Genomic DNA, 17,887 nt, shown 5'->3' with positions numbered 1-17,887 from the left:
GAGAAGTTTTTCTTTAGCTAATAGGAAAGTATAAGCGCAACTACGCCTCTGTCTTCGCCCTTAGAGGCTCGCCAATCGGCGAGTTTTCTTTATCTAGCTCCAGAGCCTTGACAGACGCTTCCGCTTTTATTTCTTTTCCTTCCTCAATAAGATAAAATGAAGATGCTAAACTAAGGCAGGTGGATGAAATGGAAGTTAATAAAAAGGAAATTATTCGTTTATTAGAAATGATTGCGATTTATATGGAATTAAAAGGGGAGAACCCATTCAAGGTTTCGGCATTTCGCAAGGCAGCAGCCGCACTCGAAACGGATGAGCGCTCCATAACAGAGATTGAAGACTTTACTGCGATCGCGGGAATTGGCAAAGGTACTGCCTCCGTAATTGATGAATACATAAAAGAGGGTACTTCCTCAGTATTAAAAGAGCTAAAAGAAGAAGTACCGTCTGGTTTGATTCCTTTGCTGCAGCTCCCAGGACTTGGAGGTAAGAAAATCGCCAAGCTATACAAGGAGTTAGGCATTGTAGATGTTTCAAGTTTAAAAGAAGCCTGTGAAGCAGGGAAAGTACAAGCTCTTGCCGGTTTTGGTAAAAAAACAGAGGAAAAAATCTTAGGCTCTATAGCCAATGTTGGAACTAGACCTGATAGGCTGCCTCTTGCCTACATGCTTCCAATTGCTGAGCAGATTGAAGAAAGACTTTCAAAATTACCGGAGATTGACCGTTTTTCGAGAGCGGGAAGTTTAAGAAGAATGCGAGAGACAATTAAGGACCTCGATTTTATTATTTCAACAACCCAACCAGAATTCGTTCGTGAGCATCTCTTAAAATTACCAAGCATAAAGGAAGTAATTGGTGCCGGAGATACAAAGGTTTCCATAGTTTTTGCACTTGATTATGATATTTCCGTTGATTTTCGTCTCGTTAAACCGGAGGAATTTATCACAACCCTACACCATTTCACTGGTTCAAAAGATCATAATGTCCGGATGCGGCAACTGGCGAAAGAACGTGGGGAAAAAATAAGTGAATATGGTGTAGAAAACGTGGAAACAGGTGAAATCCTTACCTTTTCTTCGGAAGAAGAATTTTTCAAGCATTTTGATCTTCCGTTTATTCCGCCGGAGATTAGGGAGGACGGGAAGGAAGTAGAATCTTTCACTGCTAATGAATCGTTAATCGAGCTTGTCGATATTAAAGGCGATCTTCATATGCACACGACCTGGAGTGATGGCGCCCACTCGATAGAGGAAATGGCAGAAGCCTGCCGTGCACGTGGATATCAATACATGGCAATCACCGACCATTCACAATACCTCAAGGTAGCGGGTGGTCTCACTCGTGAAAGGCTGTTGAAACAAAAAGAAGAAATTAAAAAGTTAAATGAGAAATACGATGACTTTCTCATCTTATCAGGGGTGGAAATGGATATCCTTCCTGACGGTACATTGGACTATGATGATGAGCTGCTTGCGGAAATGGATTTTGTGATCGCTTCGATTCATTCTGCTTTTTCCCAGCCCAAGGAAAAAATCATGGAGCGGCTGAGGACTGCCCTTGAAAATGCTCATGTGGATTTAATTGCCCATCCTACCGGAAGAAAAATTGGCCGCCGTGAAGGCTATGATGTTGACATCGATTTATTAATTCAGCTAGCTAAAGAGACACATACAGCCTTAGAATTAAATGCGAACCCAAACCGGCTTGATCTTGCAGCGGAATATTTACGGAAAGCACAGGAGGCCGGTGTAAAAATTCTTATCAATACAGATGCCCACAAAATGGATACATTAAAGCATATGGAAATCGGTGTTTCCGCTGCTAAAAAGGGTTGGATAAAAAAATCATCAGTGCTAAATGCACTCGATAAATATGACTTACTTGAATTTCTGCATAATCGATAAAAAGGAGGCTTAACTCCATGCAAGAAAGAGCCTTAAAGGTATTAGAATTCACAAAGGTGAGAGAGCTGCTTCTAGAGCATGCTGCTTCCTCACTTGGAAGAGAAAAAATAAAGCACCTAGTCCCATCCACTGATTTTAATGAAGTAGTCAGACTTCAAACAGAAACCGATGAAGCAGCAACGGTTTATCGCATTAAAGGAAATGTCCCATTATCAGGGATTCATGATATTCGTGCCCATATTAAGCGTTCAGTTATCGGTGGTGTCCTCAGTCCGCTCGAATTAAACCAAATCGCCAGTACGATTTATGCAAGCCGCCAGATAAAGCGATTTATTGAGAATATTGCTGCGGAAAGAACGGAACTGCCAATATTATCAGAACAAGTAGAGCGAATTATCCCCCTCACAAACCTGGAACAGGAAATTAAACATGCCATTGATGAAAGCGGTGAGGTGTTAGATAGCGCGAGTGACCTGCTTCGCTCCCTAAGACATCAGCTTAGGTCAAATGAGTCACGTGTCCGTGAAAAATTAGAAAGCATGATTCGTTCCTCGAATGCGGCCAAAATGCTGTCCGATGCGATTGTCACGATTCGAAATGACCGATTTGTTATTCCGGTTAAGCAAGAATACCGCGGCCACTATGGCGGAATTATTCATGACCAAAGCTCATCAGGACAAACTCTATTTATTGAGCCGCAGGTGATTGTTCAATTAAACAATCAATTACAGGATATTAGGGTAAAGGAACAACTTGAAATTGAACGGATCCTGATCGAGCTTTCTGCGAAAGCGGCCGAGCATGAGAGCGAGCTCAATGTAATCGTGGAAGTCCTAGCTAATTTAGATTTTATCTTTGCAAAAGCAAGATATGGGAAAAAAATAAAGGGATCCAAGCCGGAGATGAATACTGAGGGGCGGATTACCTTATATAAAGCAAGGCACCCTTTAATTCCCATCGATGAAGTGGTGGCCAACGACATCATGCTCGGGAAAGAGTATACAACCATTGTTATTACCGGTCCGAATACAGGCGGTAAGACAGTCACATTAAAAACACTTGGATTGTGTTCCTTAATGGCGCAGGCTGGATTGCAGGTTCCTGCTTTGGATGGCTCCGAGCTTGCTGTCTTTGATGCAGTATATGCTGATATTGGCGATGAACAGTCGATTGAGCAAAGCTTAAGTACATTTTCCTCCCATATGGTCAATATAGTTGACATCTTAAATAGTGTTGATTTTAATAGCCTTGTGTTATTTGACGAGCTTGGAGCAGGAACAGATCCCCAGGAAGGTGCAGCCCTTGCGATTTCGATATTAGATGAGGTTCACAAGCGAGGGGCAAGAGTTATTGCCACAACCCACTATCCAGAACTAAAAGCGTATGGATATAATCGTGAGGGTGTTTTAAATGCCAGTGTAGAGTTTGATGTCGAGACCTTAAGCCCGACCTATAAGCTGCTGCTTGGAGTGCCCGGCCGGAGTAATGCTTTTGAAATTTCGAAACGTTTAGGGTTAAATGAACGGGTCATCCAAGCAGCCCGCTCACATGTAAGTGAAGACACGAACCAAATTGATAAGATGATTGCTTCCTTAGAAGAAAGTAAGCGGCTGGCGGAAATGGAGCAGCAGGAAGCTAGGGACTATTTGAAGCAGGCAGAGAAACTTCATCAGGACTTGCAAAAACAAATGATTGAATTTTACGAGAAAAAAGACACGATGCTTGAAAAGGCAGCAGAAAAAGCAGCAGATCTCGTGGATGAGGCAAAGCAAGAAGCTGAGCAGGTTATCCGTGATCTCCGCAAGATGAGAACTGAAAAGCATGCGGAAATTAAGGAGCATGAATTAATTGATGCCAAGAGACGACTCGAAGAAGCGGCGCCGGAAATTAAGAAATCAGAAAAGCTAACCAATAAGAAAAATAAAAAGCACACCTACATGCCAGGCGATGAAGTAAAGGTATTAACTTTTGACCAAAAAGGAACGCTGGTCGAAAGAGTTTCAACGAATGAGTGGCAGGTTCAGATCGGTATTTTGAAAATGAAGGTAAAAGAGAAAGATATGGAATATATGAGTACGCCAAAACAGGTGGAAACAAAGCCAATGGCTATTGTCAAAGGGCGGGATTCATATGTTAAACTGGAACTAGATCTTCGCGGGGAAAGATATGAAGATGCCCTGTTGAAAGTGGAAAAGTATATTGATGATGCCCTTCTATCCAGTTATCCTCGTGTATCGATTATCCACGGTAAAGGGACTGGTGCGTTAAGGCAGGGGGTTCAGGAATATTTACGAAACCATCGTGCCGTCAAGAAAATTCGCTTTGGAGATGCCGGAGAGGGTGGTTTAGGCGTAACCATCGTAGAATTTAAATAATGTCGGGGAGATAACGATATGAACCAGTTTTGGGAGAACGAATATATTCAAATTGCGGCCTATTATAGTGTTGTGATACTATGTATGGTTGTCTTTCTAGCCATTTTTGAAATGGTAACTAAATATAAAAATTGGGAAGAAATAAAAAAAGGAAATTTGGCAGTGGCGATGGCAACCGGGGGAAAGATTTTTGGCGTAGCCAATATATTCAGAGCTTCAGTTGAGGAGCACAATTCCTTACTTGAAATGGTTGGCTGGGGGATCTACGGTTTTGTTCTGTTACTAGTCGGCTATTTTATCTTTGAATTTTTAACTCCAAAATTTAAGATTGACGAAGAAATCCAAAATGATAACCGCGCAGTTGGGTTGATTTCGCTGATTATTTCTGTTGGTTTATCATATGTGATTGGTGCAGGAATTTAGTAAGGGGAGAGTAACAGTGGAGACATTAGCTAAAGTGCTAATTGGTTTATGCGGCTTATTTTTGCTCATTGGTATCATCTATATGGTGTTTTTTGTATGAGATAAAATCATCGCTGAGATTCACTCAGCGGTGATTTTTTTTGATAATGAAGCATTTAATCTTGTAAGTGTAAAAAAATCACATTTATCATTTTAGATTGAAAAGCTAAGCTCTGCTTACTCCGCTATTATTATGTAGTGTACTGCTCATAATCAATTTATTTCCATGAGGGGTTTGGGAGGTGAAATTTATGGTAGTTTTTTACCATAACTTCAATTGTCTATTGTGAAATACTGTACTATAATAGAAGAGAATTTAGAATTTTTATAATTATTTTACAAAAGAGGGAGGTTACTTATGTTGGAGTCTAAACCATGGTTGAATCTTTATCCAAAAGAAATTCCAGCCACACTTGAATACTCCTCAGAACCTGTGCAAGAATACTTAGTACATGCTGCAAAAACGTTTCCTGAAAAAATAGCTATTCATTTTATGGGCAAAGAAATGACCTATAAACAGCTTTATGAAGATGCATTAAGTTTTGCTAGTTACCTACAGAGGAATCTTGGAATTGAAAAAGATGACCGAATTGCCATCATGCTTCCAAATACTCCACAGGCAGTTATTAGTTGTTTTGGTATATTAATGGCGGGTGGAATTGTCGTGCAAACCAATCCATTATATACGGAACGCGAACTTGAGTATCAAATGAAGGACTCCGGAGCTAAAGCCATTGTCACCCTAGACATCCTCTATCCAAGAGTCTCGAAAATTATGCCTCAGACTAATTTACAGCATATTATTGTAACCGCTATCAAGGACTACTTGCCATTCCCAAAAAATCTCGTCTATCCTTTCATTCAGAAGAAACAATATGGTATTGTTGTTAAGGTAAAACACGACGGAACGTCCCATTTATTGACAGAAATTTTAAAGGGGAGTCCAAAAGAATTAACAAAGTACGACTTCAATCCCGAGGAAGACATCGCACTGCTTCAATATACAGGCGGAACAACGGGTTCACCAAAAGGAGTAATGTTGACACATAAAAATTTAGTTTCCAACACAACCATGGGTGAGGCGTGGCTTTACAAAGCCAAACCAGGTGAAGAATCAATTCTTGGAATTGTCCCTTTTTTCCATGTCTATGGGATGACAGTTTGCATGATCTTTGCGATTAAAATGGCCTGTAAAATGATTTTATTGCCGAAATTTGATGCACTGACAACGTTAAAAACGATTCATAAACAGCGTCCGACCCTTTTTCCTGGTGCACCAACCATCTATATTGGATTATTGAATCACCCTGATTTGAAAAAATACGATCTTTCTTCGATTGATTCGTGTATTAGTGGCTCGGCACCGCTTCCAGTTGAAGTACAGCAGAAGTTTGAGGAAGTCACCGGAGGAAAGCTTGTCGAAGGTTATGGTTTATCTGAATCATCGCCGGTAACACATGCCAACTTCTTGTGGGACGTAGAAAGGGTAAAGGGCAGTATCGGTGTTCCCTATCCAGATACTGATGCAAAAATCCTGTCCATTGAAACAGGGGAGCCAATGCCTGTAGGTGAAATTGGAGAAATTGTAATTAAAGGGCCGCAAGTTATGAAAGGATACTGGAATCGACCAGAGGAAACAAAGGAAGTTTTGCATGAAGGATGGCTTTATACAGGAGACCTTGGCTATATGGATGAGCAAGGATATTTTTATGTAGTTGACCGCAAAAAGGATATGATCATTGCAGGCGGATACAACATTTATCCAAGAGAGATAGAAGAAGTTTTATATGAACATCCAGATGTGCTTGAGGCAGTGGCAGCAGGGATTCCTGACCCATATCGCGGCGAAAGCGTCAAGGCATACATTGTTTTAAAAGAAGGTTCAACTGTCACGATAGATGAAATGAACCAATATGCAAGAAAATATCTGGCTGCTTATAAGGCCCCAAGACTATATGAATTCAGAGAAGAATTGCCGAAAACAGCAGTTGGAAAAATTTTACGAAGAATGCTTGTTGAAGAGGAAAAACGAAAAATAGAAGAAGAAAGCCAAAAACACGCCTAACTAAAGGAATTGCTATTTTTTTTTGAACATATAGGCTTGTCTAGCAATAACATTTATAATAGGATGATAAAGGTAGGTCAGAAATTCTTGACAGAAATAAATCCATTATTTATTATTAAAATATGAATGATGATTCATTCATATTTTTCTTTTTGCTAATATAACATTGAGAATTCTACGGCTATAGCGCCTAGGGTCTATAGCTGTACAAAGCGTTTCCGATTTTGCAATTTTCTTCAAAGGGGGGATAGACTTGAAAAAAAGTAAGCCAAAATATATGCAAATTATTGATGCCGCGGTCATTGCCATCGCTGAAAATGGGTACCATCAAGCCCAAGTTTCTAAAATTGCGAAACAGGCAGGAGTAGCGGATGGCACTATTTATCTTTATTTTAAAAACAAAGAAGATATCCTAATTTCACTTTTTGAAGAAAAAATGGGAAATTTCATTGAAAAAATAGATCAAATGATTGCAGGAAAAGGGACGGCGACGGAGAAGTTATTAATGATGATTGAAGCCCATTTCAACATGCTATATAAGGATCATCACCTTGCGATTGTAACCCAGCTGGAATTACGGCAATCCAACAAGGAATTAAGGCTCCGAATTAATAATATTCTAAAAGGTTACTTACAGGTGATTGATAAAATTATTTTAGAAGGCATAGAAACGGGAGAGTTTTCACCTGACCTCGATGTGCGCCTTGCCCGGCAAATGGTTTTCGGTACCATTGATGAAACCGCGACAACTTGGGTGATGAACGAGGAAAAGTATAATTTGCTTGCACTGGCATCCCCAGTCCATCATCTTTTAATTAATGGCTGCGGGTATGGAAGAGCAGCAGAATAGGGGGAGTTATATTGGAATATTTAAGATGGTCGTATCAAGACAGTATTGCCACGATAACGATTCAGCGTCCTCCCGCAAATGCCCTTTCATCAGGTCTTTTAAGGGAACTGTCGGCTGTATTGGAAGAAATCGAGCCAAACCGTGAAATTAGAGTAATTGTTATTCATGGTGAAGGACGATTTTTCTCAGCTGGTGCGGATATTAAAGAATTTACCACGGTTACTTCTTCAGAAGGGTTTGCTAACCTTGGTAAATTTGGACAAGATTTATTTGACCGCATGGAAAAGTTTTCGAAACCGATTATTGCAGCGATTCATGGGGCAGCCCTTGGCGGCGGACTTGAATTGGCAATGGCGTGTCACATCCGTTATGTAAGCGAAACGGCTAAACTTGGCCTTCCAGAGCTGCAGCTTGGATTAGTCCCAGGGTTTGCTGGTACACAGCGCCTGCCAAAATATGTAGGTGTTGCAAGGGCAGCCGAAATGCTGTTTACATCTGAGCCAATCACAGGTTTAGAGGCGGTTCAATACGGGCTTGCCAATCATGCCTATCCGGAAAATGAAGTATTAGATCAAGCATTTAAATTAGCTGAAAAAATTGCTAAGAAAAGTCCTGTCTCAATTAGTGCTTCGATTCAATTATTAAACTATGCAAAAACAGAAGAGTTTTATGAAGGTACCAAAAAAGAGGCAGAATTATTTGGTGAAGTTTTCGTTTCAAATGATGCCAAAGAAGGAATTCAAGCCTTCCTTGAAAAAAGAGAACCAAACTTTAAAGGTGAATAACTTCTTTAAGCAGGAGTCTGCTTAAAGAAGTTATTATAAAAATTTTTTTGCAAAAATTTTCTCAATCTTTAAAACTGAGCGAATGCTCGAAATTTTACTAGGAGGGAAACCATGAATATTTATGTATTAATGAAAAGGACCTTTGATACAGAAGAAAAAATTTCAATTTCCGGTGGAAAGATCAATGAGGATGGTGCAGAATTTATCATCAATCCATATGACGAATACGCGATTGAAGAAGCGATTCAAGTACGTGATGCAAATGGCGGCGAAATAACTGTTATTTCAGTTGGCAATGAAGAAACGGAAAAACAGCTTCGCACCGCACTTGCTATGGGCGCTGATAAAGCTGTCCTCATCAATACAGAAGACGATGTCGAAAATGGCGATCAATTTACAACAGCAAAAATTCTAGCAGAATATTTAAAGGATAAAGATGCAGATTTAATTTTAGGTGGAAATGTTGCAATTGATGGTGGATCAGGACAGGTTGGCCCCCGTGTTGCCGAGTTGCTGAATATCCCTTATGTAACAACAATTACAAAATTAGAAATCGACGGAACAAATGTAACCGTTACCCGAGACGTTGAAGGGGATGCAGAAATCATCGAAACAAGCCTGCCGCTTTTAGTTACAGCACAACAAGGCCTTAATGAGCCACGTTACCCTTCTTTACCAGGAATTATGAAAGCGAAGAAGAAGCCGCTTGAAGAATTAGAATTAGACGATCTTGACCTTGAAGAAGATGAAGTTGAAGCGAAAACAAAAACAATTGAAATTTATTTGCCGCCTAAAAAAGATGCAGGTAAGGTTTTAGCCGGAGATTTGAATGATCAGGTTAAAGAACTTGTTCACTTACTTCATACTGAAGCAAAAGTAATTTAATCGTATTCACATAAAAATTGTTTTTCAGGAGGTAAACTTACATGTCAAGAAAAGTATTGGTATTAGGAGAAGTTCGTGACGGATCATTACGTAACGTTTCTTTCGAAGCAATTGCTGCAGCAAAAACAGTTGCAGAGGGCGGAGAAGTTGTTGGAGTATTAGTTGGAGATTCTGTAAGCGCTTTAGGTACTGAACTCATCCAAAACGGAGCAGATCGTGTTGTCATCGTTGAAAATGATAAATTAAAACAATATACATCAGATGGTTATGCACAAGCATTATTAGCTGTTATTGATCAGGAAAAGCCAGAAGGCCTTGTTTTAGGTCATACAGCACTAGGTAAAGATTTGGCACCACGTATTGCCGGTAAACTTTCATCCGGTCTAATTTCTGATGCAACAGCTGTTGAAGCAGCTGGTGGAAATATCGTGTTTACAAGACCGATTTATTCCGGAAAAGCATTTGAAAAGAAAATCGTTACCGCCGGTTTAATTTTTGCAACGGTACGCCCAAATAACATTGCACCATTAGAAAAAGATGAAAGCAGAACCGGTGAGGTTTCCTCCCTATCGGTTGACATCAAGGACCTTCGTGCCATCATTAAAGAAGTAGTAAGAAAAGCATCGGAGGGTGTTGATCTAAGCGAAGCAAAAGTGGTTATTTCCGGTGGCCGCGGTGTGAAAAGTGCTGACGGATTTAAAACGCTTAAAGAATTGGCTGATGTATTAGGCGGAGCAGTAGGTGCTTCACGTGGTGCGTGTGATGCCGACTACTGTGATTACTCCTTACAAATTGGCCAAACTGGTAAAGTTGTCACTCCAGATCTATACATTGCCTGCGGTATTTCCGGAGCCATACAGCACTTAGCTGGTATGTCTAACTCAAAAGTAATCGTAGCGATCAACAAAGACCCAGAAGCAAATATCTTTAAAGTAGCTGATTACGGAATCGTTGGCGACTTGTTTGAAGTAGTTCCATTATTAACGGAAGAGTTTAAAAAGCTTAAAGTTCACTCATAATAAGAAAAGAGAGGCGAGCGGAATGTTCCGCTCGCTTTAATCATTTTAAGAATACTTAGGAAAAAACAAGGGGAAAATAGCGGTGAGAGCAATTTATTAGCGTGATTTTCCAATCAATGTTATACTTTCGGTATATTTCAAGTATTTATAGGGGGTTAATAAAAAATGGCTATTTCACATTTAACAGATCAAAACTTTGCTTCTGAAACAAGTTCAGGGCTCGTACTAGTAGATTTCTGGGCACCATGGTGTGGACCATGTAAAATGATCGCTCCAGTTCTTGAAGAACTTGACGCAGACATGGGTGATAAAGTAAAAATCACTAAGCTTGACGTGGATGATAACCCACAAACAGCTGCTAACTTCGGTGTAATGAGCATTCCAACATTGTTAGTTATGAAAAATGGCGAAGTCGTTGACAAAGTAGTCGGCTTCCAACCTAAAGAAGCATTAGCAAGTGTGCTAGAAAAGCACGTATAAGTCTTGTGTTATGAAGAAAAAACCTTAGCTGGAATTCGTTCTAGCTGAGGTTTTTTAATAAAAAAATAAGCAAGTATAAATTTCGACTTTGAGAATTGTCTAGCTCCATCGCCCAGCGGCTAGTAGACTTCGCTCTTTTCCCTACGATAAGTCAACATCGGATCGCTATCGCTCTCCGTGTTTCCTTTATCTCAGTCGAAGCGCTCCAGTCTATACGCCGCTAAACAGGCGCTTGCGCTTTTCTTATTACAAAAACCTCCCTCTTTTATTTATGTGTGATTTGCTTTAAAATTTTATAGACAAAGAAAAAGTCGGAGTGGAGTGAAGTGGACGGAAATGAATGAAACCATTAAACAAAAACTGACACTGCTTCCTGATCAGCCTGGCTGCTACTTAATGAAAGACCGTCAGGGAACGATCATCTATGTGGGGAAAGCAAAGGTACTAAAGAACCGCGTTCGATCTTATTTCACTGGGTCGCATGATGGAAAAACCTTAAGACTTGTTAATGAAATTGAGGACTTTGAATATATTGTTACCTCTTCAAATATAGAAGCACTCTTACTGGAATTAAACCTAATCAAGAAATACGATCCGAAATACAATATCATGCTTAAGGATGACAAAAGCTATCCGTTTATCAAGCTGACAGCTGAAAGACATCCAAAGCTCATTATTACTAGGAAAGTAAAAAAGGATAAGGGCAAATACTTTGGTCCCTACCCGAACGTCGGGGCGGCAAACGAAACCAAAAAACTGCTTGACCGGATTTATCCGTTACGCAAATGCTCTACCCTGCCCGACCGTGTATGTCTATATTATCATTTGGGGCAGTGCCTCGCGCCTTGTGTAAATGAAGTAAGTGAAGAGCAATATAAGGAAATGACCGATGAAATAACGCGTTTTTTAAATGGCGGGTATAAAGAGATTAAGAAAGAGCTCACAGAAAAAATGACCGCTGCAGCAGAGGAACTTGATTTTGAACGTGCAAAGGAATATCGTGATAAAATCGTTCATATTGAAACGATTATGGAAAAGCAAAAAATAACAATGACGGATTTTACCGACCGAGATGTCTTTGGCTATGCTGTCGATAAAGGCTGGATGTGTGTCCAGGTCTTCTTTGTCCGCCAAGGAAAGCTCATTGAGCGGGATGTTTCCATGTTCCCTATCTATAATGAGCCAGAGGAGGAAATCTTAACATTCCTTGGACAATTTTACACAAAAGCAAATCATTTCAAGCCAAAGGAAGTTCTAATTCAGGATGAAGTGGATTTGACAATGGCGGAGCAGCTGCTCGAAGTGAAAGTGCTGCAGCCTCAGCGTGGACAAAAGAAGGATCTTATTAAAATGGCAATTAAAAATGCAAAAATTGCCCTTAATGAAAAATTCTCCTTGATTGAAAAAGATGAGGAGCGAACCATTAAGGCAGTTGAAAACCTTGGGGAGCTTCTTAGGATTTATACCCCGCACCGGATTGAGTCATTTGACAATTCCAACATCCAAGGGACAGACCCTGTATCCGCAATGGTCGTTTTTATTGATGGCAAGGCAAACAAACGGGAATACCGAAAATATAAAATAAAGTCGGTTAAGGGCCCAGATGATTATGAATCAATGCGTGAAGTTACGAGAAGAAGATATTCGAGAGCATTAAAAGAAGAGTTGCCGCTTCCAGATTTAATTATTATTGATGGGGGAAAAGGGCATGTTGAGGCTGTACGAGATGTGCTTGAAAATGAATTAGGGTTGGATATCCCGCTTGCAGGACTTGTAAAGGATGAAAAGCACAGAACATCGCAGCTTCTTTACGGTAATCCGTTGGAAATTGTCCCGCTCGCACGGAACAGCCAAGAATTTTATTTATTACAAAGAATCCAAGATGAGGTACACCGCTTTGCGATTACCTTTCATCGTCAAATCCGTGGAAAATCAGCCTTTCAATCGGTACTTGACGATATTCCGGGAATTGGTGAAAAGCGTAAAAAACAATTGTTAAAGGAATTCGGCTCTGTTAAGAAAATGAAGGAAGCAACGTTTGAGGCATTTCGAGCTCTTGGAATTCCAGCTAATGTTGTAGAAGAATTAATTAATAAACTTCGCTCTTAAGGATTGTCAGAAAAAAAAGAACATGCTATAATGAGTGAAAATTTACAATACTATCACTTTATAGTACTAAAGTGAAGGTAGAGGTGCGAGATTCAAGAGTAGTGGTTCTGAGAAGGATGAGCTTCGAAGAAGGATCATGAAAGGGGATGTTCGCCGAAGTAAGGAAAGTCTCATTTCTTTCTTTGCTGGTTCTGCATTGAATAAATGCCGGATTGTCAAGACCTGTGTCTTGGAGAGCTATCTTACATTGTTTGTACGGGAATTTATTTTTTCGTGTTTTTGAAGCAATGAGATGCCCTTCTCATTGCTTTTTTGCGTTTTTGGAGAATCTAAGATTATTCACTTGAAAGAAGGGGAAGGAAGAAATGGGACTAATTGTACAAAAATTCGGAGGAACCTCTGTCGGTAGTGCAGAAAGAATTTTGAATGTAGCAGCATGTGTTAAAGAGGAGATAGAGAGGGGCAACAATGTCGTTGTCGTCGTTTCAGCAATGGGGAAATCAACGGATCAGCTTGTTAGCCTTGCAAAGGAAATTTCCACACGGCCAAATAAGCGTGAAATGGATATGCTGTTATCTACCGGGGAGCAGGTAACCATCTCATTATTGTCCATGGCCTTAAATCAACAAGGACTTAATGCTGTTTCCTTCACAGGGTGGCAGGCAGGAATCGTTACAGAACCAATTCATGGAAACGCGAGAATCACGAAAATTAATACGGATGCAATCCAGACTCAGTTATCAGAAGGTAAAGTGGTCATTGTCGCCGGATTTCAGGGAATAACAGAAGAAGGGGAAATTACCACTCTCGGCCGTGGTGGCTCTGATACGACGGCAGTAGCGTTAGCAGCTGCACTAAAAGCAGATAAATGCGATATATATACCGATGTAACCGGGGTGTTTACGACGGATCCAAGGTATGTTAAAGCTGCACGAAAGTTATTATCTGTTTCGTATGATGAGATGCTCGAGCTTGCTAATTTAGGCGCGGGTGTACTACATCCAAGAGCAGTAGAGTTTGCTAAAAACTACCAAGTTCAACTTGAAGTTCGGTCAAGCATGGAGAAAATAAAAGGAACTGTTATTGAGGGGGAAGCAACAATGGAACAAAATCTAGTTGTACGTGGAGTCGCATTTGAAGACGAAATTACAAAGGTAACTGTATTAGGACTTACTAATTCACTAACATGCCTGTCAACAATTTTTACAACATTAGCACAGAATCATCTCAACGTTGATATTATTATTCAAAGCACAACAGAGGGAGGAGGTACTAACCTGTCCTTTTCCATTCATACAAATGATTTGGTAGAGACATTGAAAGTGTTAGAAGACAATAAGGAGGTGCTCGGTTATGAGCAGCTCGATGCGGAAAATAAGTTAGCAAAGGTGTCAATTGTCGGTTCAGGCATGATCTCTAATCCAGGTGTGGCTGCAAAAATGTTTGAAGTATTAGCTGCTAACAATATCCAAATAAAAATGGTCAGTACATCAGAAATAAAAGTATCTGCCGTCGTCGAAGAAAAACAAATGCTAAAAGCAGTAGAAGCACTACATTTAGCATTCGAACTAGGCGAATAGTAAAAATGGTGTCAGGCACCGAAGGTGACTGACACCATAAGTAACACGATGACAGTGAATATACTTCATCTTAATTTTATTTGATTGGATCTTTTGTGTCCCATTTGATGGTGAATTGAACTTTGTTCGCTTTTTTGACTGGATGCTCGAAGGCTTCGGCGATGACTTCTTTTTGAAGCTCGATCTGCTGGGCAAGGAATCCGGCTTCGAGCTGGAAAAAGTGCTCCGCTTTTGATTTCACACGCGAGACAATTAGTGGACTCGTTAGTTCAATCTCGATTTCGTTTTTCGTTTCTTTTGTTATTTCAAGCTGACCCCACGAAGCATGGGCGAAAAATTCAATGACTTGATCAAAATCAGCTAGAGGAAATTTCCGCGCCAGGCGCTTACCTGCCCAATATAAGATTTCAGGGGTATCTTTCCCTAAAATTTCCGGCAAAAGGATTTCTCTAATCAACTCATATCCGAATATGGATATTGTTCGTGGTTCAACAACATTAACATTTAAATCAACTACTGTACTCTCGTTCACATGTTTCCCCTCTTTCTATCATTCTATTATATACAATTTGTGTTTAATTTCAGTATAGATTTCATGGAAAATATAAAGTTATTTTGCAATACCTAAACTTATTTACCATCATAATTATCATTTCCTATAAGGTGAAAATTTTAACAGTTAGATGTTGGTAATTTAGATGAAAAAATTGGTTATTTATCAATATCTCATTTAACCGTTTTAAGCCATTCTATTACAATATCAATATATTTTAAAAATTTTATTTTTTACTAAAGATTGTGTATCCGTTTTCTTGACGCTCTATGCTGTTGAGAGTAAAATGGACATGTCACATAATTGTCACAGTGATGCTAGGTTCAGAAATTCTTTTAAGGGGAAAAAAAGGATAGAAACCTATCATCATTTTTTAAAAATTAAAGGGGGGTAAAATAATGGCGGGTAATCGAGAGTTTGTTAATCGTAGATTGCATTCGCTGCTGGGAGTCATTCCAATCGGTGTATTTCTATTGCAGCACCTTGTAGTCAACCATTTTATCACAGGAGGACCGGAATCCTTCAATAAGGCTGCAGCTTTTATGGGAAATCTGCCTTTCAGGATTGTTCTGGAAACTGTAGTTATTTATTTACCAATATTATTTCATGCAATTTATGGACTTTATATTGCTTTTACCGCTAATAGCAATGTCAACAGGTTTGGTACATACAGGAACTGGATGTATATACTTCAGCGTATTACAGGAGTCATTACATTGATATTTATTGCGTGGCACGTATGGCAAACACGCGTGGCTGCAGCGTTTGGTGCCGAGGTTTCATATGAAATGATGCATGATATTCTATCATCACCATTTATGTTTGTTTTCTATTTAGTTGGTATTCTTTCAACAATTTTCCACTTTGCCAATGGTTTATGGTCTTTCCTAGTTAGCTGGGGGATCACTGTGTCACCTCGTTCACAAGTAATATCTACATACGTGACAATTGGTGTTTTTGTTGTTCTAGCTATTATTGGCATTCAAACACTAATCGGATTTGTTTCATAATAAATGATCGTTCGGAAAAATAATGTATTTGGATTGAGGGAGTGTGTCACGAATGGGTAAAGGTAAAGTGATCGTAGTCGGCGGCGGCTTGGCCGGCTTAATGGCTACCATCAAAGTTGCAGAATCAGGAACACCGGTAGAGCTTTTTTCTCTTGTTCCGGTTAAACGTTCTCACTCTGTTTGTGCCCAAGGTGGGATTAATGGAGCAGTAAATACAAAAGGTGAAGGGGATTCCCCATGGATTCACTTTGACGATACAATTTATGGTGGAGACTTCTTAGCAAATCAGCCTCCTGTTAAGGCGATGTGTGAAGCTGCACCGTTCATTATTAATTTATTTGACCGGATGGGGGTTATGTTTAACCGTACTCCTGAAGGTTTACTTGACTTCCGTCGCTTTGGTGGAACACAGCATCATCGGACCGCATTTGCCGGTGCAACGACTGGTCAGCAATTGCTTTATGCATTGGATGAGCAAGTTCGTCGTCATGAAGTAGACGGTTTGGTTACAAAGTATGAGGGCTGGGAATTCTTAGGTGCTGTTATTGATGATGATGGTGTATGCCGCGGAGTTGTAGTTCAAAACCTTAAAACAATGGAAATTAAGTCATTCTCTGCTGACGCTGTCATCATGGCAACAGGTGGCCCTGGAATTATTTTTGGTAAGTCAACCAACTCTGTTATTAATACAGGATCAGCTGCATCGATTGTTTACCAGCAAGGTGCTACTTACGCGAACGGTGAAATGATCCAAATCCATCCAACCGCGATCCCTGGAGATGATAAACTTCGTTTAATGAGTGAATCAGCACGTGGTGAAGGCGGACGTATTTGGACGTATAAAGATGGAAAACCATGGTACTTCCTGGAAGAAAAATATCCTGCCTATGGAAACCTTGTACCTCGGGATATTGCTACACGTGAAATCTTTGATGTTTGCGTTCGACAAAGACTTGGTATTAATGGCGAAAACATGGTATTCCTTGATTTATCCCATAAGGATCCGCATGAATTGGATGTAAAACTAGGCGGAATTATCGAGATTTATGAAAAATTCATGGGTGATAACCCACGCAAAGTTCCGATGAAAATATTCCCTGCTGTTCACTATTCGATGGGCGGACTATGGGTTGATTATGACCAAATGACGACCATCCCAGGTTTATTCGCTGCTGGTGAATGTGATTATTCACAGCACGGTGCCAATCGTCTAGGTGCGAACTCATTGCTATCAGCTGTTTACGGCGGAATGGTCGCAGGACCAAATGCAGTGAAGTATATTAATGGACTTGAAAAGAGTTCTGAAGCCGTTTCTTCTACTGTCTTCGACCGTCATGTGAAAGAACAGGAAGAGAAATGGAATTCTATTATGTCTTTAAATGGTACTGAAAATGCTTATGTGCTTCACAAAGAGCTTGGGGAATGGATGACAGAGAACGTAACAGTTGTTCGATACAACGATCAGCTTTTAAAAACAGATGAAAAGATTCAGGAACTTTTAGAACGTTACCAAAACATTAACATCCAAGATACATCGAAATGGAGCAACCAAGGTGCAGCGTTCACACGACAATTACAGAATATGCTTCAATTGGCCCGGGTTATTACGATTGGCGCATATAACCGGAATGAGAGCCGTGGTGCTCACTATAAGCCTGATTTCCCTAAACGGAATGATGAGGAATTCTTAAAAACAACTATAGCTAAATTTGTTGATTCGAAAACGGCTCCTGAATTCCATTATGCTGAAGTTGATACCTCCTTACTAAAACCGCGTGAGCGCGATTATACAAAAAAACATTAAACGAAA

14 protein-coding genes and 1 riboswitch are annotated in these 17,887 nt (G+C 40.0%); of the genes, 13 read left to right on the top strand and 1 reads right to left on the bottom strand.

Annotated features, from left to right (window positions below; translation table 11 throughout):
* The first annotated feature begins 188 nt into the window (after nt 1–188).
* The 11 genes from polX to QNH20_RS20040 all read left to right on the top strand — a co-directional run bounded on the left by polX (nt 189) and on the right by QNH20_RS20040 (nt 14,514).
* Complete coding sequence (gene polX / locus QNH20_RS20090; RefSeq protein WP_283919739.1) at nt 189–1,904, top strand: DNA polymerase/3'-5' exonuclease PolX; 1,716 nt, start codon at nt 189–191, stop codon at nt 1,902–1,904.
* A 17-nt stretch (nt 1,905–1,921) separates the two neighbouring features.
* The gene (locus QNH20_RS20085; protein ID WP_283919738.1) at nt 1,922–4,279 is read left to right on the top strand and encodes an endonuclease MutS2; all 2,358 of its coding nucleotides are present in this window, start codon (nt 1,922–1,924) and stop codon (nt 4,277–4,279) included.
* An 18-nt stretch (nt 4,280–4,297) separates the two neighbouring features.
* Nucleotides 4,298–4,702, top strand: coding sequence for a DUF350 domain-containing protein (locus QNH20_RS20080; RefSeq protein ID WP_283919737.1), 405 nt, complete (start codon nt 4,298–4,300; stop codon nt 4,700–4,702).
* A 397-nt stretch (nt 4,703–5,099) separates the two neighbouring features.
* Nucleotides 5,100–6,806 carry an AMP-binding protein gene (locus QNH20_RS20075; protein ID WP_283919736.1) on the top strand — a complete coding sequence of 569 codons (1,707 nt, stop codon included), beginning with the start codon at nt 5,100–5,102 and terminating at the stop codon, nt 6,804–6,806.
* Nucleotides 6,807–7,059: 253 nt separating this feature from the next.
* Nucleotides 7,060–7,656 carry a fatty acid metabolism transcriptional regulator FadR gene (locus tag QNH20_RS20070; RefSeq protein ID WP_283919735.1) on the top strand — a complete coding sequence of 199 codons (597 nt, stop codon included), beginning with the start codon at nt 7,060–7,062 and terminating at the stop codon, nt 7,654–7,656.
* Between the two features lie 11 nt (nt 7,657–7,667).
* Entirely contained in the window at nt 7,668–8,441 is a 774-nt protein-coding gene (locus tag QNH20_RS20065; protein ID WP_283919734.1) for an enoyl-CoA hydratase, read from the top strand.
* 111 nt (nt 8,442–8,552) lie between these two features.
* Nucleotides 8,553–9,326: an electron transfer flavoprotein subunit beta/FixA family protein gene (locus QNH20_RS20060; RefSeq protein WP_283919733.1), complete on the top strand. Its 774-nt coding sequence runs from the start codon at nt 8,553–8,555 to the stop codon at nt 9,324–9,326.
* 41 nt (nt 9,327–9,367) lie between these two features.
* Nucleotides 9,368–10,345, top strand: a complete 978-nt coding sequence (locus QNH20_RS20055; protein ID WP_283919732.1) for an electron transfer flavoprotein subunit alpha/FixB family protein — start codon at nt 9,368–9,370, stop codon at nt 10,343–10,345.
* A 165-nt stretch (nt 10,346–10,510) separates the two neighbouring features.
* Nucleotides 10,511–10,825, top strand: a complete 315-nt coding sequence (trxA, locus tag QNH20_RS20050) for a thioredoxin (protein ID WP_283919731.1) — start codon at nt 10,511–10,513, stop codon at nt 10,823–10,825.
* 336 nt (nt 10,826–11,161) lie between these two features.
* A complete protein-coding gene (gene uvrC, locus QNH20_RS20045; protein WP_283919730.1) occupies nt 11,162–12,934 on the top strand; it encodes an excinuclease ABC subunit UvrC in 1,773 nt (590 codons plus the stop codon).
* Nucleotides 12,935–13,004: 70 nt separating this feature from the next.
* A riboswitch (Lysine riboswitch) is annotated at nt 13,005–13,182 on the top strand.
* 117 nt (nt 13,183–13,299) lie between these two features.
* Entirely contained in the window at nt 13,300–14,514 is a 1,215-nt protein-coding gene (locus tag QNH20_RS20040; protein ID WP_283919729.1) for an aspartate kinase, read from the top strand.
* 76 nt (nt 14,515–14,590) lie between these two features.
* On the opposite strand, the gene QNH20_RS20035 is transcribed toward QNH20_RS20040, so the two are convergent.
* On the bottom strand, nt 14,591–15,046 hold the full coding sequence (locus QNH20_RS20035; RefSeq protein ID WP_283919728.1) for a YslB family protein: 456 nt from the start codon (nt 15,044–15,046) through the stop codon (nt 14,591–14,593).
* 419 nt (nt 15,047–15,465) lie between these two features.
* Between QNH20_RS20035 and QNH20_RS20030 the strand changes: the two genes are divergently transcribed.
* Together QNH20_RS20030 and sdhA are read left to right on the top strand one after the other, a co-directional pair.
* Nucleotides 15,466–16,077, top strand: coding sequence for a succinate dehydrogenase cytochrome b558 subunit (locus tag QNH20_RS20030; protein ID WP_283919727.1), 612 nt, complete (start codon nt 15,466–15,468; stop codon nt 16,075–16,077).
* A 52-nt stretch (nt 16,078–16,129) separates the two neighbouring features.
* Nucleotides 16,130–17,881 carry a succinate dehydrogenase flavoprotein subunit gene (gene sdhA / locus QNH20_RS20025; protein WP_283919726.1) on the top strand — a complete coding sequence of 584 codons (1,752 nt, stop codon included), beginning with the start codon at nt 16,130–16,132 and terminating at the stop codon, nt 17,879–17,881.
* The last annotated feature ends 6 nt before the right edge of the window (nt 17,882–17,887 follow it).

Origin of the sequence: Neobacillus sp. WH10 (assembly GCF_030123405.1) — a bacterium.
In the GTDB taxonomy this organism is placed as follows: Bacteria; Bacillota; Bacilli; order Bacillales; family Cytobacillaceae; genus Neobacillus.
This window is presented reverse-complemented; position numbering and strand designations above follow the sequence as displayed.